Source organism: Chloroflexota bacterium (assembly GCA_016235055.1).
Classification (GTDB): domain Bacteria; phylum Chloroflexota; class Anaerolineae; order JACRMK01; family JACRMK01; genus JACRMK01.
Genome location: JACRMK010000061.1, coordinates 1 through 21,836 on the forward strand (window position 1 = coordinate 1; position 21,836 = coordinate 21,836).

19 protein-coding genes and 1 pseudogene are annotated in these 21,836 nt (G+C 64.7%); 2 read left to right on the forward strand and 18 right to left on the reverse strand.

Annotated features, from left to right (window positions below):
- Positions 1-198 precede the first annotated feature (198 nt).
- The 3 genes from HZB53_15500 to HZB53_15510 all read right to left on the reverse strand — a co-directional run bounded on the left by HZB53_15500 (position 199) and on the right by HZB53_15510 (position 3,963).
- Complete coding sequence (locus HZB53_15500) at positions 199-2,139, reverse strand: DUF3842 family protein (protein MBI5879052.1); 1,941 nt, start codon at positions 2,137-2,139, stop codon at positions 199-201.
- Between the two features lie 17 nt (positions 2,140-2,156).
- Positions 2,157-2,705, reverse strand: a complete 549-nt coding sequence (locus HZB53_15505; GenBank protein MBI5879053.1) for a DUF4878 domain-containing protein — start codon at positions 2,703-2,705, stop codon at positions 2,157-2,159.
- 781 nt (positions 2,706-3,486) lie between these two features.
- Positions 3,487-3,963, reverse strand: a complete 477-nt coding sequence (locus tag HZB53_15510) for a 50S ribosomal protein L9 (protein ID MBI5879054.1) — start codon at positions 3,961-3,963, stop codon at positions 3,487-3,489.
- A gap of 155 nt (positions 3,964-4,118) precedes the next feature.
- Between HZB53_15510 and HZB53_15515 the strand changes: the two genes are divergently transcribed.
- Positions 4,119-4,850 (forward strand): hypothetical protein, encoded by a 732-nt coding sequence (locus HZB53_15515; GenBank protein MBI5879055.1) that lies wholly within the window; start codon positions 4,119-4,121, stop codon positions 4,848-4,850.
- Positions 4,851-4,931: 81 nt separating this feature from the next.
- Here HZB53_15515 and HZB53_15520 read toward each other — a convergent pair whose 3' ends face one another.
- Positions 4,932-6,416, reverse strand: coding sequence for a hypothetical protein (locus HZB53_15520; protein ID MBI5879056.1), 1,485 nt, complete (start codon positions 6,414-6,416; stop codon positions 4,932-4,934).
- A gap of 299 nt (positions 6,417-6,715) precedes the next feature.
- Here HZB53_15520 and HZB53_15525 point away from each other — a divergent pair, with 299 nt between their 5' ends.
- A complete protein-coding gene (locus HZB53_15525; GenBank protein ID MBI5879057.1) occupies positions 6,716-7,969 on the forward strand; it encodes a hypothetical protein in 1,254 nt (417 codons plus the stop codon).
- A gap of 170 nt (positions 7,970-8,139) precedes the next feature.
- On the opposite strand, the gene HZB53_15530 is transcribed toward HZB53_15525, so the two are convergent.
- The 14 genes and pseudogenes from HZB53_15530 to HZB53_15595 form a co-directional block, all read right to left on the reverse strand.
- Positions 8,140-8,889, reverse strand: a complete 750-nt coding sequence (locus HZB53_15530) for a cytosolic protein (GenBank protein ID MBI5879058.1) — start codon at positions 8,887-8,889, stop codon at positions 8,140-8,142.
- Positions 8,886-9,776 carry a site-specific DNA-methyltransferase gene (locus HZB53_15535; protein MBI5879059.1) on the reverse strand — a complete coding sequence of 297 codons (891 nt, stop codon included), beginning with the start codon at positions 9,774-9,776 and terminating at the stop codon, positions 8,886-8,888. Before HZB53_15535 ends, HZB53_15530 begins: the two co-directional genes overlap by 4 nt.
- A 38-nt stretch (positions 9,777-9,814) precedes the next feature.
- Positions 9,815-10,354 (reverse strand): GNAT family N-acetyltransferase, encoded by a 540-nt coding sequence (locus HZB53_15540; protein ID MBI5879060.1) that lies wholly within the window; start codon positions 10,352-10,354, stop codon positions 9,815-9,817.
- Positions 10,351-11,268: a hypothetical protein gene (locus tag HZB53_15545; protein ID MBI5879061.1), complete on the reverse strand. Its 918-nt coding sequence runs from the start codon at positions 11,266-11,268 to the stop codon at positions 10,351-10,353. The genes HZB53_15540 and HZB53_15545 overlap by 4 nt, the downstream gene beginning before the upstream one ends.
- A gap of 4 nt (positions 11,269-11,272) precedes the next feature.
- Entirely contained in the window at positions 11,273-13,009 is a 1,737-nt protein-coding gene (locus tag HZB53_15550) for an adenine deaminase (protein MBI5879062.1), read from the reverse strand.
- Positions 13,010-13,035: 26 nt separating this feature from the next.
- Positions 13,036-14,178: an SIS domain-containing protein gene (locus HZB53_15555; GenBank protein MBI5879063.1), complete on the reverse strand. Its 1,143-nt coding sequence runs from the start codon at positions 14,176-14,178 to the stop codon at positions 13,036-13,038.
- A 352-nt stretch (positions 14,179-14,530) separates the two neighbouring features.
- Positions 14,531-15,454 (reverse strand): carbohydrate kinase family protein, encoded by a 924-nt coding sequence (locus HZB53_15560; GenBank protein ID MBI5879064.1) that lies wholly within the window; start codon positions 15,452-15,454, stop codon positions 14,531-14,533.
- Positions 15,455-15,462: 8 nt separating this feature from the next.
- Positions 15,463-16,470 carry a hypothetical protein gene (locus tag HZB53_15565; protein MBI5879065.1) on the reverse strand — a complete coding sequence of 336 codons (1,008 nt, stop codon included), beginning with the start codon at positions 16,468-16,470 and terminating at the stop codon, positions 15,463-15,465.
- Positions 16,471-16,482: 12 nt separating this feature from the next.
- Entirely contained in the window at positions 16,483-17,277 is a 795-nt protein-coding gene (locus HZB53_15570; protein MBI5879066.1) for a BtpA/SgcQ family protein, read from the reverse strand.
- 194 nt (positions 17,278-17,471) lie between these two features.
- A complete protein-coding gene (locus HZB53_15575) occupies positions 17,472-18,407 on the reverse strand; it encodes a carbohydrate kinase family protein (GenBank protein ID MBI5879067.1) in 936 nt (311 codons plus the stop codon).
- Positions 18,408-18,562: 155 nt separating this feature from the next.
- The gene (locus HZB53_15580) at positions 18,563-19,492 is read right to left on the reverse strand and encodes a nucleoside hydrolase (protein ID MBI5879068.1); all 930 of its coding nucleotides are present in this window, start codon (positions 19,490-19,492) and stop codon (positions 18,563-18,565) included.
- Positions 19,493-19,748: 256 nt separating this feature from the next.
- The gene (locus HZB53_15585; GenBank protein MBI5879069.1) at positions 19,749-20,438 is read right to left on the reverse strand and encodes a nucleoside hydrolase; all 690 of its coding nucleotides are present in this window, start codon (positions 20,436-20,438) and stop codon (positions 19,749-19,751) included.
- 13 nt (positions 20,439-20,451) lie between these two features.
- Positions 20,452-20,631: pseudogene (locus HZB53_15590) on the reverse strand (nucleoside hydrolase).
- Between the two features lie 256 nt (positions 20,632-20,887).
- A complete protein-coding gene (locus HZB53_15595) occupies positions 20,888-21,823 on the reverse strand; it encodes a carbohydrate ABC transporter permease (protein MBI5879070.1) in 936 nt (311 codons plus the stop codon).
- Positions 21,824-21,836 lie beyond the last annotated feature (13 nt).

Genomic DNA, 21,836 nt, shown 5'->3' on the forward strand with positions numbered 1-21,836 from the left:
AGGCGCGCTCGGCATGCTTCAAGTGAGAATTCAATACGAGTCGTGCCAGCAGCATCGCGCATGCGGCCATCGAGCGGCCGACCAGGCCGGACACGCGGCAACACCAACGAATATGCGTCGGCAGACGCGGTAAACAAATACAAACCAACACCAGCCATGAAGTGGCCCGGTGTTGGTTGCGCGAGTCGTTGATGATCGCTATCGGAACATGCCAGCCGAGACCACCGACAGCAGCGCGCTCACCAGTTGCAGCAGCAGGCAGATGCCGATCCCGCCGCCAATCAGCATGAACCACGGCGAAGCGCCACGCCCCTTAACATCCTCGCCTTCAAGTACCTGCTTCACCGCGCGCGCGGTCTCGTGCGCCAACGTCTGGTCGTTGCCGCTTTCGCCGCCGACCCAATCCCAGTTGTCGGCGCGCACCGGCACCAACAGTTTGTGCGCAGCGCTGGCCGACACCGCGCCGGCGATCGCGGCCGTCACGGCGCCGCCCGCCGCGCCGGCCACGGCGATCTGCCACGGCCCGACGATTAAGTTCGCGCCGGTCAAATGCTCGACCGCCTGGATGCCGTCGCCGCCCATCGCCTGCGCCGCCTCCGGGGTCAGACCGATCGGCACGAGCGCCAGCGACGGGAACTCGCGGTGCAAAGCCGCCAGTACCGCCTGCCCGAACGCGCCTCGCCCGGCATCGACAACCGCCACGCGCATGTCCGCCTGGCGGCCGGCCTTCTCCGCGTTCAGCAGACGGCCGTCGCCGCGCAAGGCCGCGCCGTGATAGAGCCACACGACCACGGCGACTGCGATGAACGCCAGCGCCACGCCGAGGTCGGCCAGCAGGTTGCCGCTGAACCGGTCGCCGAGCGCGATACTCAGCAGGCGGAAAACGATATAGATCGCGCCGCCCAGCACGGAGATCGTCGCCGCAAAGATATACAGATAGAGGTACAACTTGCGGATCGTCGAGCGGCGCTCGTCCGCACCCGACAGCCCCGCCGGCAGGGCGTCGGCCTGCGCCAGCCGCCACGGGTAGACCCAGACGCACAGCCCGCTGATCAGTGCGGCGCTGAACCACGCGATCGTTTCCTTGGTGGCTGCGCCAAATGCTTCACCGGCCAGCATGCGAATGATGGTGGCGATGTCGCCGATGATACCGGCCAGGAACGCGGCGAGCGCGATCCCGGCGATCAGGTAACGGTATAGCCTCCGCACCGCCGCCTGCCGCGGCCCGATGCCGAGCCGCATGTCGCCGCGCAGTATGACGGCGTGATACGCCCAGGCCACCGCCCAGACTGCGATCCACGAGAGCGGTTCGCGCAGGTCGCCGATGGATGGCAGGCCGAGCGCGTTGCGGAAGAGGCAGGCCAGGATCATCGTCGCGTTGGTGACCGCAACGGACACGGACGCGCCGATCACCGCGTACAGGTACAGCTTGCGCAGGGCCGAGTCGCGCTCGTCGGCGTTGTCCCCGGCATAGAGGCGCTGGGCGGACTGCCAACTGATAAGCCAGAGCGGGATGCCCACGGCCAGCCGCGCGATCTCTGCGCTCAACAGGAGTCGCCCGGCGAACGGCGTGGTCCCGATCGCGCCCAGCAGCAGCCGCAGCAGCGCATCGACGCCCCAGACGGTGGCCAGCAGACCGCCGGCGCTGAAGCCGAACAGGTACAGACGCCGAATCGCGCCGTTGGCTTCTTCCAACGGCATGGCATGCGTGTCGCGGCGCGCCATGCGCGCATGATAGAGCCAGAACAGGCCGAGCACGACGAGCATGACCAGGCTGTGCTGGGTGTCCCGGTCGAACACGGCGGGCGCGCGGTTGAACGCCACGGCCAGCCAGTCTCTGAGCAGGGCGAACACGGTCATCAGCACCGGCGTCAGGAATGCAGCCAGCATCGCAAACAGGTAGAACCAGCGGATGCTGCTCTCGCGCTCGTCGGGGTCGCTGCGCGCCAGCCGCGCCGCCCACAGCCAGTGCGCAATGAAGATCGGCAGACCGACGATGATCACGGCGATCAGGAACGCCGTGGTCAGCACATTGTAGGTGTCGATAAACTGCCATGCCAGCCCGATCAGCGCCCAAGCCACGGCCTGCAGGCTGATCGCGCAGATCACGTAGGTATACCAGCGTCGCACGGTTTGCATGATGATCTCCTCTTGGCTTAGCGGCAGCCGCTTGTTTGTGTCCAGCAATAGGCGAACCAGCGATCACCGTTGGCTATTTTCCATGTTTCGTTGACTTTTGTCACGTCCAGATACGACTCGCTGCTGTGCTCGCTGCCGCCGAACAGCCCGCCGCCGTTGAACTGGCGCACCCGTACGCGCACCCGCACGGTCCCCGCGCTGTTGTTCAACGGCTCCGCGCTCGATACGGTGAACGTGGCGCCGGAGGCGCCGGACAACCCGTAGTAAGCGTAATTGTTGCGGGTTGCCATATCCGCGATATCGCTCGCGCTGGCCGGGTAACCCTTGAGGCTCGGCGAGAGATACTCGCGCGCACGCGCGTAGTCGCTCCGCTGGAGCGCCAGCAGGTAGTTCTTGACGATGTTCTCCGGCGTCGTGTCGGGCAGGTAGTCGGGCGCGGGCTGCATGGCGATCATGACCAGCGCGGCAACCACCAGCAGGATAGCGCCCGCGACAATGCCGATCAGGAAGCGGTCGGGAGAGCGTGGTACCGGCGCGCTGGACGGCGTTGTATGCTTTTCGATCACAGGACTCCTTTCGTCAATGGACTGCCGTGGCTGAGTCTTGTCTCTGCGCCTGCGTGACAGGTTAGGACTATTTGCTTCCGGGGTGTTTCATCGCGGGTCTCCGACGTGGCTTGTGCTCGTTCGTCTTGCCTTACGAGGTCCATACTATCATCGGTTGCGTGCCCTATCACGCCACATGCCGCCAAAATCCGTCAACTATCACAGTCGACCGGGCACAAACATGAAACGCCGGCGCTCGCGATTTTCGTCGCGTTGCCGGCGTCGAACCTGCCCGGGCGAATGGCTCGCCACGTGCGCTCTGCGTCATCTGCGCCACGTTTTCTGTGCGTTACATGCTGCGTGTCATCGAACACTTACAGTGTAGCACTTCGGTGGAGGGCAGTCAATCGGGTTTGGGGCGCATTTCACTTCTAGGGCGGCTATTGGGCCAGCAAGCCGTCATGCCGTTGCCTGCTAGCTTCGGGCCAGCGGGCGCATAACGGTCAGCGGTGCTGTCCAGCAGCTTCGCGCCGCCGGACGTTAAGCACGCCTGGGCTGGAGGCCCAGGCGCAACGAAGCCGCCGACCAGCGCGGGCATCCAGAAGTGTTGCCCTTGGACTCCCGCCTTCGCGGGAGTGACGGCTTGTACTGCCCGGGAGCCGGTCGTCAATCTGAAAGACACCCGTCTTGAGCCATCAAGCACGCGCAGACGAACTTGCTCGGCCGCTGCATGCGATGAAATAGAAAAATCCCGCTTCAGAACGAAGCGGGATTATGTTTCCGGTTAACAACTGGCGGCAGGTTATGCCGCAGCGGGCTCTTCTTCCGGCGTGATCTGCACGGTCACGGTCGCCTTCACCTCGCCGTGCAGTTGCACGAGCACCTTGTGCTCGCCCACCTGCTTGAGCGGCTCGGCCAGCTCAATCTTGCGGCGGTCGATTTCGAGGCCCAGCTTCTCGGCCAACTGGTCGGCGATATCCTGGCTGGTGATCGAGCCGTACAGGCGGCCCTGTTCGCCCACCTTCGCCTTAAAGGTCAGCCCGGCGGCGGCGATACGGGCGGACAACGCCTGCGCGTCGGCAGTCAGCTTGGCATTGCGCTTGCCGGCGGCGCGCTTCAAGATCTCGACATGGCGCACGGCGCCTTCGGTCGGCAGCATAGCCAGGTCGCGCGGGAACAGGAAGTTGCGCGCATAGCCCTGCGCCACGCGGCGAATTTCGCCGGCTTTGCCGAGATTGTCAACGTCTTTGGTCAGCAATACTTTTATCTGCACGGCCATCCTCCACGGACAAATGAAAGGCCGCAATGTGCGGCGCGGGAAATTATGATACATGAGGTTGCGCCAAAGCGCAAATCTGGATGGCTGGCTGTCAGGTTGTTTTCCGAATCAGATGGCGCATGCTATAATCCGTTCATTCTGACGGAGGTTTGTGAATGCCTGCACGACCCTATTCTGTTACTCTGACGCTCATCCTGTTCGCCATACTGGTCAGCGCTTGCTCGTTTGGCGGCCTGCTGGAGCCAACGCCGACCCCGGCACCCACCCGCACCCGCCGACCCACTTCGACTGCCACGCCGGTCGATACCGACACGCCGGTGCCAACGGCCACAAACACCAAAGCGCCGACTGCCACCACGGCCCCAACCAACACGCTGGTGCCGCCAACCGAGACCCCGACCGCTGCGCCGCCGACCCTGACGCCGACCCGCCGGCCGCCGACGGCCACTTTCACCGCCGCGCCGCCAACCAGCACACCCCTGCCGACCCGGCCGTTTGCGCGCTGGGTGGATGCGGGGCGGCCGAGCACAGCCAACGAATGCACGTTCCCGAACGGGACGAAGGTGGAGGGCCGCATCCTGCGTCTGGACGGATCGCTGATCACTGGCAAGGCGCGCACGGCCGCCATGCACCTGTGGATCGAGGGGTTCAACACGCCACCGTTCGCGAATCCGGGCGCCTACAAGGACTTCCCAAACGAAACCGACGGCTCATGGAACGCCGAGTTTCCGAAGCTGGCTAACAAGTTCACCTGGCACATCTTCTTGAGTGTACAGTTGTCGGATGATCCGATCTCAGAAGAGCTGGTCGGCGTGTCCGACGGCGTCGACGTCTGCGGCCAGCCCGGCACGAAGAACCGTTTCAAGGCTGATTGGATATTCCCGTAACTCGCGCCGAAGCACCGCACACAATAAGAAAGGGGCCGTCTCCGATTGGAGACGGCCCCTCTTGCTATCGATCGCTGGCGGCTACCAGACCACCCATTGGAACGACAGCGGCCCGGATGAATCTGTTATAAAGAGCTTGCCGTTGCGCCCCGAACCGGTCTTGAAGCAAATTACGATACCGGACGCCACCGAGCTACTCGTCAGATTCCCGTTGCTATAATTGGTGGCATTTAGACACTCAGACTGCTGAACATCAGTCAGCGCTCTCTTGATCCCGATTACGGCGAAGGTCGCGCCGTTCTTCGGCAACAATGTCTTCGTGGCATCCCATAAAATGTCTACATCGCCGGTATTCTTGATCGCCGTCTTGAGGTCCACCGAATCGCCAGCGTTGATCGTGGCGCCGGCAGCGCGCAGCGGCGGGTTGACCGTCAGCGTGACCGTCCGCTCCACCGGGTCGCTGCCGCCAGTAATGGACACTTCCAATACATAGTCGGTCGTGGCTGTCGGGCACGCTTGGCGCGCGTCGTGGCCAACCACGCCCTTGCCGTCCAGCTTGACGGACAGTGCATTGTCTACATCCCACTTGAGCGTTGCGCAATCGCCGTACGGGATCGTGGTGCGGTCGGCGACGAAGGAGATCGCCGCCGCACCGGGCGTTGGCGCCACGGTTGGAGTCGGCGGCGGGGTTGGCGTGGCAGGGCCGCTCACTTTCACAATGATTGTCAGCGTCTGCCCGAAGAGCACGCCACTGGTCGTGGTCAGCTTCCACTTGCCGGTGTAATCACCCGGCGTCGCCGGGGCGGTCATACGGACCGTGATGTCGGCCGTCGCGCTGGGCGCGGTCGGCGGCACGGCAACCGTCTTGGCCGCCCCCATCTGGTTGCCGTCCACGAAGGTCAACTGGTAGCCTGCTTCCCAGCCGCATTTGCCGCTGTTGCGCACGCGCCACGTCTTGACAATCGGGTCGCCCGGCTTGAAGGCGGTGCCATCCGGCACCGTCACGTCCGAAACAAACGCGGCATCCGGCTCGCAGGCGGACGGCGTCGGGCTCGGCAGGACCACGGTAACCGGCGTGGTCGTGGCGGCGGGCGCAGCGCCCGCTGTGGCGGACGGCGTGCGGGTACCAGACGGCGTAACCGCGCTCTGCGGCACCACGCTGACGCTCAACGTCAGCGGATCGCTGGCGACGCCGTCGCGATTGATCGCTTTCAGGAGCAGGACATGCGGGCCGAGATCGGCGGCGGGCCACGTCTGCGTCAGAGTGACGCTCGGCAGTCCCTCCGCCTCGCGCGTGATGTCCATGCGATACAGCACGCCATCCACCCACAGCTCGACCTTGGTGATGCCGCGCGGGTCGGCAGCCGACGAGCGCACCGACAGGGTGGAGCCTTGCGCGACGAGCGCACCATCCGACGGGCTGATGACCGTAAAGGTCGGCTTGCTGCCGGCCTGGGCAACGGTGGTAGGCGCGGCAGCCGTCGGCGAGGGCGCACCGGAATCGCATGCCGTGCTCAAAGCCAGTATAAACGGCACGAGAAGTAAGATCAGGGTTCGACGTTCCATGCACGACCTCAAGGTATTTATCGGGCAAAGGCTAACATGAAACAATGGGCTTGGCAAATAGCGGTTTTTTCACGCGGACGCTTTGCCAGATTGTCGCTTTATCCGATTCGTGTTCGTTCAGCCTTCGCCGGAACTTGTTGAAGGAGGGTAGTGTCCCGCACGTATTCGCCTTCGACAGGCTCAGGCGATGACCGCTGGCGGCGCGCCCCCCCGAGCTTGTCGAAGGGGCGCCTGTCGAAGGCGAGCATCGCGCGCAACACACAATTGACACACCCGCGTGCGGGTGCTATAAAGCCGTCATGACCAATCGCACCGCAACACCCGCCGACGCGCCGCTGATTGATATTCCCCGCCACCCGCTCTGGATGATGGCCTATGACGGCGCGTGGTCGCTGTGGGATCGGCAGGCCGAACGCATCGGAACCTACGGGTTTCACGCGTGTGCCTTCGTGCTCTACGCGCGTTACAGCCGCGACCGGCCCCGCGCCGCGGGCGTTCTGGATACGCTGCTGGCAACCGAGCACACCTCTCCCCTGCTGCCCTGGGCCGAATGGTTATTCTACCAGCACAGCGGCGACCGCGACCGGCTGGCGCGTGTGTACCCCCGGCTGGCTGCCAAACACGCCCGGTTGTCCGAGCAGTTGCGGCAGCCCAGCGGCCTGTTCGGCAACTGGGCTCCGGACGCGACGTCGCCGCGCGAATGCGACGAGGCGGTGGACACCAGCACGCAGATGACGCTGGCCGCCGGCTGCCTGTCTGCCATCGCGCGAGCCGTGGGACAAGATAGCGCGGCCGAGGCACACGCCGCCGAGCAGCAGACGCTGGCCGGGCTGATTAACCGGCTCTGCTGGGACGGCGAGACGGGCTTCTATCTAGACCGCCGCGCCGATGGCTCGCGCTCATCGATCAAGACGACAGCCGGGCTGTGGCCGCTCATCGCGAGGGTGCCCGACGCTGAGCAGGCGAGGCGGATCGCGGCGCACCTATCCGACCCGGACGAGTTCTGGCGGGTGCATGCCTTCCCGTGCCTGTCCGCCGACCATCCGCGTTACGCCGAGCGCGGGGCCTCCGGCCGGGGTTCCGTCTGGCCGCTGGACAACTACGTCATCCTGCGCGGGCTGGAGCGGTATGGGCTCAGCGACCTGGCGATACGCGCCGCCGATAATCACGTGACGACGATCTCCCATGTGTTCAAGGAGACGCGCAGCCACTGGGAGAACTACATGCCGGACTACATCGAGCCGGGCAGCATCGCGCAGCCGGACTTCGTGCCCACGGCAGGCATCGGGTCGGTGGCGACGCTGATCGAGACCGTGCTGGGGCTGGAAGTGGATGCACCGGCGCGCACCCTGCACTGGACGCCGCGCTTCCGCGAGGCGCACACGATCGAGCGCCTGCGGATCGCGGACGCGGAAGTCAATCTCGCGGTCTCGCCCGCCGGCGACGCATTCGAGGCAACGCTGAGCGTGTCCGCGCCGCTGACGCTGGCGCTGCGCCTGCCGGATGGGACGCGGAGCGTCGGCGTCGACCGTGAATACCGCTTCCGGTATTGATCGGGCGCAGACACAAACAAAAACAGCGCGGGCATGACACCTGCGCTGCGTTAATTGATGCCGGAGACGTAAGCCGCGATACAAACATTGCGCTGGGCGTGGCTTGCCGGACGTGCAAATACTGGCATCGCCGCATCGTTCAATGCCCGATGTCGCGCATCCGGTCTCTATTAGAAGAATCTGTCCAAGTCGTAGTTGCCGCTATTCGCCTGGACGAAGCGCACCCAATCGATCGCACCATTGGCAGTACAGTATCGCTCGATAAAAGATTTCGTTAACCTATTTGTCAGATTGTCTTTCTCACTGTCAAATGCGTCGTTATGCTGCTTGGCACGATAGCCGATTGGCTCGATGATGTCAATGTAAAGGTCCCGGTTCTCACTGATCAGATACCAGAAGTTCTGACCTACCACCTTCAAATAACCTCGCAATCGACTCGTTTTGGTTTTTCCGTAACAGATGCCCAATACGGCTTCGACGTTAGCGCCTCGATTCAGCTGTTTGACACGCGCAACAGCATTTTTCAAGTCTCGCTCTAATTGCGTGTGTTGCGAACTATTGCCCCAGCTTGGCCCAGATTTTACTGAAACGAGATAGTGAATCCCGTCATTGTGAAATTCGAGATCTACACCTTGAGCGGATGATTTCTGACCACCGCTTGTGCGTTCTGCGACGAATATGGCAAGATGCTCTAGAAAATCGCCGAACAGTTTCTCTTCAGACGAAGAAAGAAATGCATCGAGAAGCCCCGTGATGAGTTCGGATGCCGCATTGACGTTCTTCGCCCTAAAAAGGTAAGGGTTCTTCCGTACGAGCTTGGGAAGAGTCAACTGCTGGAGCGACGATAGCCTTTGCTGATGAAACGCGACGATATGCTCATTGACATAAGCATTGACATCGTTGAGATTCAAGGAGTTCATGGTTTCCGACTTGCCGACTTCTTGCTTCGAGTTGTCGAGTAAGATGACTTCAATTCGGCTACGTTGGGTAGGCGTATTTGCGCATTTGCAACCCGGCGGCGTGACTCTTCTACGAATTCGCGATTGATGTCGATCCCCACGTAATAACGCCCCAATTCTACTGCGGCAAGCGCTGTCGTGCCTGATCCGACAAACGGATCGAGCACAAGATCACCCGGCAAGGTGAAGAGTTTGATAAACCATGCAGGCAGTTCTGTTGGAAATGCGGCGCTATGGTTGCGGTTGCCACATTCCGTCGCCATATGCAAGACGTTATTGGGATACACCATATCGCGACCTACCCAATTTGAAACATTTTTGCCAAAGCCGCTACCGACTTTCGATTCGTCGCGTGTCTTATCGATATCACTTAGGTTAGCCAGACGCGATTTGGCCCAATTACCGACGGGTATTCTCACGGCATCCTGGTACATATTGAACCTCTTATCCTTGTTAAACTGAATAAGTCGTTCCCAGTTGTCGCGAAAACGATTGGGCCATTTCCCCGGGTAGGAGTTCTTTTTGTGCCACATGAACTCTTCCGTCCAAAGCCAACCCTGGTATCGCATTTTCATTATGAGTTCGAGTACGTACGTATGACGTTCGCCGCCGACCACGCGTTCCTTGATATTCAAAATAAAGGTGCCTGTCGGTTTCAGCACACGTCGAAATTGCGCGGCCTTGGGCAAAAACCACTCGACATAATGGTCGGGGTGTATTCCGCCATAGGTATGGTTGCGCTGATCGGCATACGGCGGCGATGTGAAGATCAAGTCAATGCAATTGTCTGGAAGTTTTTGCAGAACCTCCTCGCAATCGCCGTGGATGAATTTGTTCTGATATTCCATGGTAGTATTCATCTTATTATAGACCATCTCCTGCATTACTAGTACCCGTTGATCGTGCGTCGCCGCATCGCCGCCCACCATGCCGGATGACTCGGATCGATCATCTCCGGCTCGAAGCCAAACCGCAGGTACATTGTGATCGCCGGGATGCGAAAGTCTTCCGTCAACAGGAAGGCATAGCCAAAGCCCAAATCGCGGATGTGGTTGAGCACGGCGAGGCAGACTGCCTTGCCCAGCCCTTGCCCGCGCCGCGCGGGATCGACCACGACCCAGCCGACTTCCGGCATGATGCCCGTTTCGAGCTGATGAAGGTACGTGCAGGCTGTCGCCACCGGACGGTCGGCAAGCGTCGCGAAGCAGATGCCGTCGAGCGGCATCGGTCCGCGATTGCCGGCGAGCATGCCATCCAGCCGCGCGCGGTCCCACGCGCCAAACTCGCCGGCGGACAGCAAAGCAATCCACGCATCCTCGTCGCCCGGTCGGTAGCGCCGCAGGCGATAAGGCTCCGGCAAGGTGGGCGGCGGCAGCGTATCAAAACGCCGAAAGCCCATGCGCAGTTGCGGAACGGTCTGGGTCATCGTGCCTCCCCACGCGTCCACTCCAGCCGCCGCGCGATCTCATCCGGCGCAAAGCGCTCCACCGGCGCGGGGCCAAACTGCTCGACGGCAAACGACGCCGAGACCGCGCCGCGCAGCCCCGCCTCGAATGGGTCGCCCGTCTCACACAGGCCGACGACGAAGCCGCCGCAGTAGGCGTTGCCCGCGCCGGTTACGTCGACCACCTGCGCCGGCGCGGCAGGGATGCGCCAGGTCCGGCCGTCGGCGTGGCGATGCACCAGCGAGCCTGCTTTGCCCATGCGCAGCGCGAGCAGCGGTGCGCCCGTGCCGGCCAGCGTGGCGACGATCGCATCCAGATCGCTCGTGCCACACAGGCGCGCGGCTTCCTCGAAGTTTGGCGAAAAGACATCGACTTGCGGGCAGAGCGGCCGCAGCGCAGCAAGCCCCGCGTCGACCTGACTGAAGGTCGGCTCCCAGAAGATGCGCGCGCCGGTGCGCGCCGCGCGGATGCGCGCAAACAGCACGGCGAGGCCGGCCGGCGTGCCCCACTGCACATGCCAGCCATCGGCCTGCAGCCAGTCGGCGGGAATCTCGTCCGGCCGGGGCGTGGCGGCGCGGAATGTGTCGAGGCTGTTGCGAAAGATCTCCGTGCGGTGGTCGTTGAACTCGAAGATCTGCCACGCGCGCGCCGTCGGCAAGCCCGGCCGCACGATCAGTCCCGACAGGTCGACGCCGTACGCCGCCAGCCGCGCGCGGATCGACGGCGGGCAGTCCGCGCCGATCGCGCCGACCATGCCGAGCGCCGCCGACCAGACGCGCATGCCCGCGATGGCGTGCGTGCCCGCGCCGCCGAGCTCGCCCATGCGCGTCTCGCCGGTCGGCAGCACGATGTCGTCGATGATGACGGTCGCCAGCGAGACGTAACGCGGCGCCATCGGCTCAGGCGAACAGGCTGACCGGCTCGCGCGTGTTCGCGTTCACCAGGCCGTGGTCGGTGATGCGCAGGCCGGCGCTGACCGAGAGCGTGTAGGTCGACAGGCGCATCAGCAGCGCGGGGTGCACGACGCCGACCGCCGCGATCGCTTCCGTGAAGCGCCGCACCTGCGCCGCCGCCACGCTGACGGGGTGCGGCGAGATGATGCCTGCGATTGGCAGTTCGATCAGTGCAGTCACTTGCCCGTCGCGCACCACCGCCATGCCGCCGCCGGCGCTGATCACCGCGTTGGCCGCCGTCGCCATGTCGCGCAGGTCGCGGCCGATCACGCACAGGTTGTGCGCGTCGTGCGCGTAGGTCGTCGCGACCGCGCCGGCCGTCAACCCCAGCCCGCGCAGCAGCCCGAAGCCGCGCCCGTTGTTATGCCCGTAGCGCGCAAACACGGCGATGTACGCCAGGTCGTCGCCGGGCGGCAGGGCGACGAGCCCGTCGCGCGCTTCGACCGTTTCCTCGGTGAGCCTGGTCGTCGTACCCTGCTTGTCGGACAGGATGACGCGCGCGCGCACCGAGCCAGTCTGCACCGGCGCGGCGATAGCGAAGTCCTCGGCGTCGAGCAGCGGCAGTTTCACCGTGCCGTGCGCCGCCGCCAGCGGCTTGTTCTGGTTGGTGGCATGCCAGAGCAGCTTGCCGCCGCGCACAACCGTCTGCCCGTCAACCAGCACCGTGTCGACTTTGAACGCCTCGATCGAATCGACCAGCACAATGTCGGCCGCCAGGCCGGGCCGGATCGCGCCGCGGTCATACAAGCGCATGCGGCGCGCCGCCTTGATCGTCACCGCGCGCAGCGCCAGCATCGGCGGCATGCCGAGCGCGATCGCCTTGCGCAGCACCTGGTCGAGGTGACCGCGGTCTTCGAGGTAGTCCGGCGCGACGTCGTCGGTCACGAGGCAGACGTCCGGCTCGAACGGCAGCGACGTGACCGCTTCAATCACCTCGCGGCTCAGGTAGCGCTCCTGCAACTGCACGGTCACGCCGAGCCGCATCTTCTCGCGCAGGGTGTCGGGTGTCGCCAGCGTGTGGTCGGAGTCCACGCCGGCCGCGATGTAGGCGTTCAGCTCGCGCCCGCGCAGCACCGGGTTGTGGCCCTCGATCACGCCGCGCGCCTTCTTGCCTTCCGCCAGGATGCCGGCGATGTGCGGCCACTCGCCGATGACGGCGTGCATGTCCATGACCTCGGCCAGCCCAATCACGCCCTCCCACGTCAGCATCTCGCGCGCTTCCTCCGGCCCGATCTCGCCGCCGGCCGTCTCCAGGCTCTTGGCCGCCGGCACACAGGTCGAGACGAGGTAGAGCACCTTCAGCGGGATGTTCTGGCTGGCTTCCCAGAACAGGCGGATGCCGGGCAGGCCCATCGCATTGCCGATCTCGTGCGGGTCTTCGGCGACGGTCGTCGTGCCGCGTGGGAGCACGCCTTCCGCGAAGTGCGCCGGCGTGACCAGCGTGCTCTCGATGTGCAGGTGCGAGTCGATCAGCCCCGGCACGGCGAGCCGGCCGCCGCCGTCGATCACCTCGGCGGCCTCGCGCGGCGGCTGTGTGCCCGGCGGCTCCACCATGGCGATCTGCCCCCGGTAGATGCCGATATCGGCTTGGTAAATCTCGCCAGTGATAACATTGGCCAGCCGGACATTCTGGATGAGCGTGTCGAGCTTGATTTTGCCGAGCGCGGCCTGGACTAGCGTCATAGGGACTCCCAAGGAGAAGTGAACGGTTAATTGTTCACCGTCAACTGATCTTGAATCGGGCTGGTGCGGATGGCGTTGCCCCCGGTGGCCGGATCCCACGGGCCGCTGCGCCCGCGGAAGTACGGCAGGTTCTGCGCGGCCGCCAGATGCGCGGCGAACAACTCGCCCGCCGTGCAGTAGACCAGCGGCGAGATCGCCTCGTCGATGGCGCCCGGCACTGGCAGCACCCGACTGGCGCGCGCGGCGATGTCGCGATCATCGGCGGCGACAATGGCGACGGCCGGGCGGCCGATGCGATTGATGATCGGCAGCAGTTCGGCGGCGCGGCTGTAGCCTGACCCCGGCGGCGCGATGATGAACGTCGGCGTGGTGCGTTCGCGCACAAAGTACTGCAGGTGCGCCCATTCCTCGGTGTCCTGCCCCTGCGCGTGGTCGCCCGAGGCCTCCATGATCTTCGCGGCGCTGAACAGCGCGCTCGCGTAGTTCGGCCCGTGGCCGAAGAAGACGTAGGTCGACGCGTCTTTGGTCTGTGCGGCCAGTTCGGCCGCCGGCGCATCGGTCGCTTCGGCGGTCGCGCGCGCCAGGGCGGCGGTCGCGCGCAGGGCATCGCGTTTCGCCTGCGCCTCGGCGGCGCTCAGCACGCCCTTGGACTCGCCGATGTGGATCGCTAGCAGGTAGAGTCCGAGCAGCGAGGTGGTGTACCCGCGCACGCCGGGGCCGCCGGGACCCGCCGGCGGCGCGATGTTCATGACGCGCTCGGCCGCCTGTGCGATGCGACTGGCCGGCGAGCCGGTGCAGGCGATGGTCCGCGCGCTCGCTTTGCGCGCCAGCACGGTCGTCTCGATTGTGCGCGAGACTTCGCCCGACACCGAGGTGCTGAACACGGCCGCGCCGCGCCCGCCCGCGCGCGCCAGCGCGGACGCCTCGTAACGCGCAAACTGCATCGCCGTCAGCGACTTGGTGCGCACGCCGGTCCACTGCTGGAACGCCATCTCGGTCGCCAGCGAGGCGTGGTGCGAGTCGCCGCAGCCGGTCAGGTACACATCGCTGATCTCGCGGCACTCGGCGGCGCTCAGTACGTCGCGCGCGCGCCGGTCCAGTTCCGGCGCCATTTGCTCGATCAGATCGCCCTTGCTGAACACGGCGGCCCGCATTTCATTGTCGCTCATCGTTGTTGCCTCCTTGAGATTGCTATCCACAAAGCCACACGAAGAAACACACATACCTCTAACCGCAGAGAACGCAAAGAACGCAGAGAAAACCCGATTCAATCCGCGAATAACGCGCTCTTCGCGAATCAATTGCGTTGCTCGCTTCGCGCAACCTTGTGTGCTTTCGCGGCTTCATCTATCACCACAGTCAAGCCCAATGGTTCTTCTCTGCGTCCTCTGCGTCCTCTGCGTTCTCTGCGGTTAATGCTTTTCAGCAAGCCCACAGGTTTATCTTTGCGTCCTCTGCGTTCTTTGCGGTTAATGCTTGTATTCGTTTAGATTCGCGTTATTCGCGGATGAAGATCGGTTTTCAGCCCGCCCGCGCCAGGAACGCCTCGACTTCGCCTTCATCGGGCACAGCGGCGCGCGGGCCCATGCGCGTGACCGACAGCGCGGCCGCGGCGTTGGCGAACGTCACGCAACGCTCCAGCGGCCAGCTATGCAGGTAGCCGCGCAGGAACGCCGCGTTGAAGCAGTCGCCCGCGCCGGTCGTGTCCACGACCGGCACCCGGAAGCCCGGATGCGCTGCCTCGCCCGTGCGTGTGAACGCCATGCTGCCGCGCGCGCCCAGCGTCACGATGACCGCATCCGGTCCCAGCGCGAGCAACTCGGCAGCGGCGCGCGGGTCGTCGCGGCCGGTCGCCGCTTCCAACCCTTCGACGTTGAAGAACGCGATGTCACACAGGCCGAGCACCATTTTCAGATTGTCGCCGCGTGAGGCGACTGTCCGCTCGATATCCAGTGCGCAGCGCCCGCCGCCCGCGTGCACGGCGTCTGAGAGTTGCCGCAGCCGGTCAAGCGCGTATGGCATGCTGTACACCACGCGCGCGGTCGCCAGGTAAGCGCGCGCCGCCGCGTCGATGACGAACGGATCCGCGTAGGTCGGCACGACGACCACGCCCTTCTCGCCAGTATGATCGACCATCACCACCGTCAGGCCGGTTGCGTTGCCCGTCCGCCGCTCGATGTGGTCCGTCTGCACGCCGAAGCGTGTGAAGTCGTCCAGCACAATCTGCGCGTACTGGTCGCCGCCGACCGAGCCGAGGAAACCGGTGCGCAGCCCCAGGTGGCTGGCGGCGCAGGCAAAGTTCGCCACCGTGCCGCCCGGCAGCCAGCCGACGAGTTTGCCCATCACCTTCTGATCATGGCCCGGCAGGCCGTCCACTTCGAGCACGAGATCGATGGTGCCACGCCCGGCGGCGATGACATCCAGCGGCTTTAGTTCGTTCGACATAGCGCCGATCAGGAGCGCACGAAAGCGACCAGATACGCGCCGAGCAGATAGAGGCCGATGCCGGCGAACAGCCAGCCGAAGGCGGCGCGCGTCGCGCCCCGGAACTCGCCGTGCACGAGGCCCCAGACTTGCGTCCAGAGCCCGGACGTCAACCCCAGCGGCCACGAGACCGCCGAGCTCAGGAAGCCGGTCGCGAACGTGTGAATGATATTGCCGCCGTAGTGAAACAGGCCGGTGCCGATGCCCCAGCGGTGCGTGCGGAACGGCGCTTCAAAGACCCGGCCCCACAGGCCGCACCGCGTCAGGTTGACGCCCGCCGTCAGCAGGCCGCCGATCAGTGCGCCGGTCGCCAGCATCGCCATGAACGGCAGGACCGCCATGCCGTGCGACTGCGTCGTCGAGCGCAGGCCAAACGACAGCGCCAGCGGGTAGGCCGGCGTCATCAGGTTGGCAATGGCGACCAGCCCGAGCGCGCGCCAGAGATCGCGTGCGCTGACATAATCCGGCGCGTCTTGCGCCTGCGTCCGGCTGCGCAGCTGCCCGGCGTGCATCGACGCCACAACGGCCCCGATGAGCGAGAAGGCGGCCAGCGCGACGATCAGCGGCGACACACCGGCCGGCAGGCCGCCGACGACAACCGTGATCGTCGTGCCGATGGCGATATTCATGGACGACTGGATCGGCTGCGCCACCGATAGCCCGATCACGCGCATGACCGTCAGCGAGAAGCGCATGCCCGCCATATAGATCGCGCCGCAGGCCAGCGTGACGACGATGCGCGCCGGGTCATCGCGCCAGACGGCCGACAGGTTGCCGGCCAGAGCCGGGCCCTCGAGCGCCAGTCCGACGATCCAGACGAAGACCGCCGAGGTCGCGCAGAGCGTGACGATAAAGCCGTCCAGCGGGTAATCGCCCAGGTATTTGAGCGCGACGAACCACGAGCCCCACAGCGACGCGGCGAACAGGCTCATGACCACCGCCAGTCCAGGCGTCAGTTGCGGGTTGAAGTTCTCCATGCGGTGTGCGGGCTATCCGGCCCGGACGACCCGCATGAAGTCGCGCACGCGCTCCGCCAGTACTTCGCCCTGCTGTTTGCCCGCGTCGCGCTCGAACGTGCGGCCGACGATCGCGCCATCGGCCACGGAGAGCAGCTTGCCGATGTTGCCCGCGTTGGTGTAGCCGCCCAGGATCACCGGCAGGCCGGGGTTCGCCGCCTTGATCGTCTTCACCATCTCGACCATCTCGTTCGCGTCGGTCACCGCCACGACGACCGCATCGGCCAGTCGCATCGACGACGCCTGCCGCGCGATCTCCTCGACCGGCGTCGGCACCAGCGGCTTGTAATGCATCGACCAGATATCGGCCATGATTTGCACGTCCTGCGCGGCCATGCGCGTCTGGTAGCGGATATACTCCTCCGGACGCGCCTCGAGGATGCCGTGCGCCAGATAGGTCGCGCCGACCACGGCCGTCGCGCGGATGAACGCCGCGCCGCAGACCTTGGCCACCGCCAGCGAGCCGATGAAATCGTTGCGCAGAATGTGCACGCCGACCGGCGCGCTGACTTTGCTGACGATCTCCTGCGTGATCACGGTCATGGCGGCGACCGTCTCAGGCGACGAGGCGTCGCGGCTGGTCGCGCGATCCCAGCGGTTCTGAATCAGCATGCCGTCAATGCCGCCGTCAGCGAGCGCCTGCGCGTCCTGCACGGCGCGCCGCCGCACGTCCTCGAAGTTATTTCTGTAGTCCGGCGAGCCGGGCAGGGGCAGTAAGTGCACCATGCCGATGATCAATTTGCGTTTGCCAAGTTCAAGCGATGCCATGCATGCTCCAATCGTTGTCGAGAGTCATGATCCACGAAGAGACACAAAGAAACACCAAGTGAATCGATCCGTTCCATTCGCATTACCCACAGATTCAGAGGAAGGTTTTCTTTGCGGCCTTTGCGTACTTTGCGGTTAATGCGTTGTTCCCAAGTTTCTCTCTGTGTCCTCCGCGTTCTCTGCGGTTAATGTTTTTATTCGCGCTGCGCCAGGAACGACTCGACCTCCGCGCGCGTGGGGCCGCTGCGCCCGCCCACGCGCATGCACTTGATCGCCGCGGCGGCCGAGGCGAAGCGCCCGGCGCGTGGCGGCGGCCATTTCGCGAAATACAGCCCGTACACCAGGGCCGCGTGGTAGGTGTCGCCCGCGCCGACGATGTCCACCACAGCCACCGGGAAGGCCGGCACGGTGATGATCTCGCCGCCGGCGGCAATGAGCGAGCCGTCCGCGCCGAGCGTCAGCGCAATCGTCACGCGCGGGTACTGCGCCATGATCCGTTCCAGCGCCCTGCGCGGCTCGCGCTTGCCCGTAAGCGACTTCACGCCGTCCACCGACGGCATGAACAGGTCGGCGCGGTCGAGGATGCCGCGAATGTGCGCCTCGCTGATGCCCAGCCGTTCATACGCGCCGAGCGAAGCCTGCATGTCGCAGGCGATCTTCAGGCCGCGCGCGCGGGCCAGACCGGCCGCGTGCTCCGACGCCGCCGGAGCGTTAAAGTCCGTAAAGTACACGCGCGCGCCGTCGAACAGGGCCGGGTCCACGTCGTCCGCAAGCGGTGACTGCATCGTGTCGCGGTTGAACAGCATCACGAGCCGGTCGCCCGCGGCATCGAAGACCATCATCCAGCTTGGCGAGCGCGTGCCCGGCCGCGCCACGAGGCCGCGCGTATCGACGCCTTCCATCTCCAGGTCGCGGCGGATGCGACGCCCGGTGTCGTCATCGCCAATGCCGGCGACGATGGCCGTGCGCAGGCCGAGATGCGACGCCGCCACGAGCGCATTGGCGGTCATGCCGCCGCCGACCTCGACATCCGACGTGGTGACGGTGGTGCGCCCCGGCGCCGGCAAAGCCTCCACGCGCACGATGCGGTCCATCACGCACTGCCCGACGCCGACGATGTCCGCGCTCATAATGATTGGTCTGCCCGCCTGCCGATCAACGAATGGACGCCGGCCAAACGGCTGACGCGCCCTCCATCCGTTTGTCCGTTCGATGCACCCTGGCCTCACGCCAGGGTGCGCTTATCGGTCGGTGGCGCGAAGCCACCGACCAGCGTCCGTTGTCGCTAGCGCACGATCTCCGCCGCGTACGTCTCTAGGAAGCGCCTGGAATCGACGCCGAGCGCCAGATTCACGTTCGGCGCCTGCTCCCACTGCCCGCGGAAGTCCGGCGACGTCTGCCCGAAAGTGCGCTCGCTCTGCGTTTCAACATGCACGTAGACCTTCTCGCACGTGAACAGCGACGGGTCGAGGATGTACGCCAGCGCCGACGAGTCGTGCACCGGCATCTGGGAGATGCCCATGCGCTTGAAGTAGCCGGCGTAGTAGAACGGCACGATCGCCTTGATGAAATCGGTGGTTGGCGTCTGCGCCGCGTAGATGCGCTCCAGATACTCGCTGCTCATCATCGACTGCATCGTCACGTCGAGGCCGATCATCGTGAACGGCCAGCCGGCGTTGAACACGATACGCGCCGCCTCCGGGTCGTTGCGGATGTTCGCTTCGGCCACCGGCGAGGCGTTGCCGCGCACCGTCGCCGCGCCGCCCATGATCACGACCTGCTTGACCTTCTGCGCGATCGACGCATCCAGCAGGACCGCGGTCGCCACGTTGGTCAGCGGGCCGACGGCCAGCAGTTCGATCTCACCCGGGTAGCGGTTGATCGTCTCGACGATCATCTGCGCCGCCGGCAGCGACGCCGGCTTGCCGCTCGGGAACGGCAGGTTCGAGTTGCCGAGCCCGTCATCGCCGTGCACGGTCGAACCGCGATTGCTGCGCACGCGCATCAGCGGCTTGTCCGCGCCGCACGCCACCGGCACGCCGCTGCGTCCGGCAATCTCGAGGTTCTTGAGCGCGTTGCGCCCGGTGATCGCCGAGCCGCCGTTGCCAAACACGGCAGTGATCGCGACCACGTCCACGTCGGGCCGTTTGAACGCCCACTGCAGCATCATCGAGTCATCGACGCCGGGATCGGTGTCAATCAACAATCGGTGCATCGGTTGCTCCTCTGTCATGCATGTTGTGCGGACGCTCTGCGATGCGCCCGCGCAGTTCGTTTATGCGCGCCTGCGGTCAACGGATGGATAACGGATGAACGGATAAAGCGCCCTCCATCCGTTGATCCGTTCAATATCCGTTAACACGGCCGTTTGTCCGTTGTCTGGCCTGCCGGTCAACCGATGGATAGCGGATGAACGGATAAAGCGCCCTCCATCCGTTGATCCGCTAACAATCCGTTGACACATCCGTTGACTAGCGGACGATCTCCGCCGCGTACATCGCCAGCAGGCGCTTCGCGTCGACGCCAAGCGCCAGGTTCACGTTCGGCGCCTGCTCCCACTGGCCGCGGAAGTCCGGCGTGGTCTGCCCGAAGGTGCGCTCGCTCTGCGTTTCGACGTGCATGTAGACTTGCTCGCACGTGAACAGCGATGGGTCGAGGATGCACGCCAGCGCCGACGAGTCGTGCACCGGCAGCCCCGTGACGCCGTGGCGCTTGTAGTAGCCGTGAAAATAGAACGGCACGATCGCCTTCAGGAACTCCGTGACCGGCGTCTGCGCCGCGTAGATCTGTTCCAACTGCGCCGCACTGGCGACCACCCGCATCGTCACATCGAGACCGATCATCGTAAGCGGCCAGCCGGCATTGAAGACGATGCGCGCCGCCTCGGGGTCGTAGCGAATGTTGGCTTCGGCCACCGGGGTAGCGTTGCCGCGCACGGTCGCCGCGCCGCCCATGATCACGACCTGTTTGACCTTCTGCACGATGCCCGGGTCCAGCAGCACCGCCGTTGCCACGTTGGTCAGAGCGCCGACCGCCAGCAGTTCGATCTCGCTCGGGTAGCGGTTGACAGTCTCGACGATCAACTGCGCGGCCGGCATCGACACCGGCTGACCGGCCGGGTGCAGCAGGTTCGACTCGCCGAGTCCGTCGGAGCCATGCACCGTCGCGCCGCGCCCGCTGCGCGCGCAGCATCGGCTTCTCCGCGCCGCGCGCCACCGGCACACCGCTGCGCCCGGCGATCTCGACGTTCTTGAGCGCGTTGCGCCCGGTGATCGCCGAGCCGCCGTTGCCAAACACCGCGGTGATCGCGACCACGTCGACGTCGGGACGCTTGAACGCCCACTGCATCATCATGGAATCGTCAACGCCGGGGTCCGTGTCAATCAGGAGACGATGCAACGGCAGATCCTCACACAGAGAGCGAACAGTGAACGGTTAACGGTGCAGAGTGGCGGCCAGCATGAATGGCGGATGGTGGCGAACAACGCGGGGCATAGCATAAACGTACAATCGACGCTTCTACGCGTCGCGCAGAGATACGCGGCGCCGTGAGAAAACGGTGAACAGTGACCGCTACGTTCGCTGTTCACCGTTCACCGTTGACTGAATACTAGCCCTTGAGGCCGCTCATGACCACACCCTTGACGTAGTACGACTGCAGGCGCAAGAACAACAGCACGACCGGCACCGTCGCGATGACTGAGCCCGCGAACGTGCGGTCCCAGTAGGTCAGCGTCTGGTTTGTCTGCGACTGGATCGCCACCTGCAAGACCATCAGATCTTTGGAGGTCGCGGCGACCAGCGGCCAGAAGAACTGGTTCCAGATGAACTGGAACTCCAGCAGCGCCATCGTGATCAGGCCGGGGATCGCGTTGGGGATGATCACATGCCGCAGGACCTGCAACAGCGACGCGCCGTCCATGATCGCCGCCTCGTCGAGATCGCGCGGAATCTCGGAGAAGAACTGCCGCATGGCGAAAATGATGAACGGGCTGGCATACCACGGCACGATCAGCGCGGCATACGAGTTCTCGATATGCAGCATCCGCACCACCAGGTAGAGCGGCACGATCGTCGCTTCCCAGGGGATCAGCATCGTCGCAACGACGAAGACGAAGATCACTTCTTTATGCGGGAAGTCCAGCCGCGAGAAGAAGTAGGCCGCGCCCGTGTTGAACACCAGCGAGCAGGCGACGACGGACGCCGACACAAAGACAGTGTTGAATGTGTAGCGCGCGAAGTCCAGCCCGGCTGACTGCCCTTCCGGCGAGAGGCCGAGCACATCCAGGTACGCCTGAAACGTCCACTTCACCGGCACGAAGGTGTTGATCGACAGCGGGTAGATGTACGCAAAGATCTCGGCCGGCGGCCGCAGGCTGCCGAGGATCATCCACACGAACGGCGTGGCGAACACGATAACGATGAGCACAAGGAAGCCCATCTGCACCGCTTGCCCCGCCAGGCCCAGCAACTGCACCGACAGCGGCCGCGCACGCGGCGCGAGCACGACAGGCGGGACGACGTTTACCGGTTGGGTGAGTGCCATAGTTACACGAGCT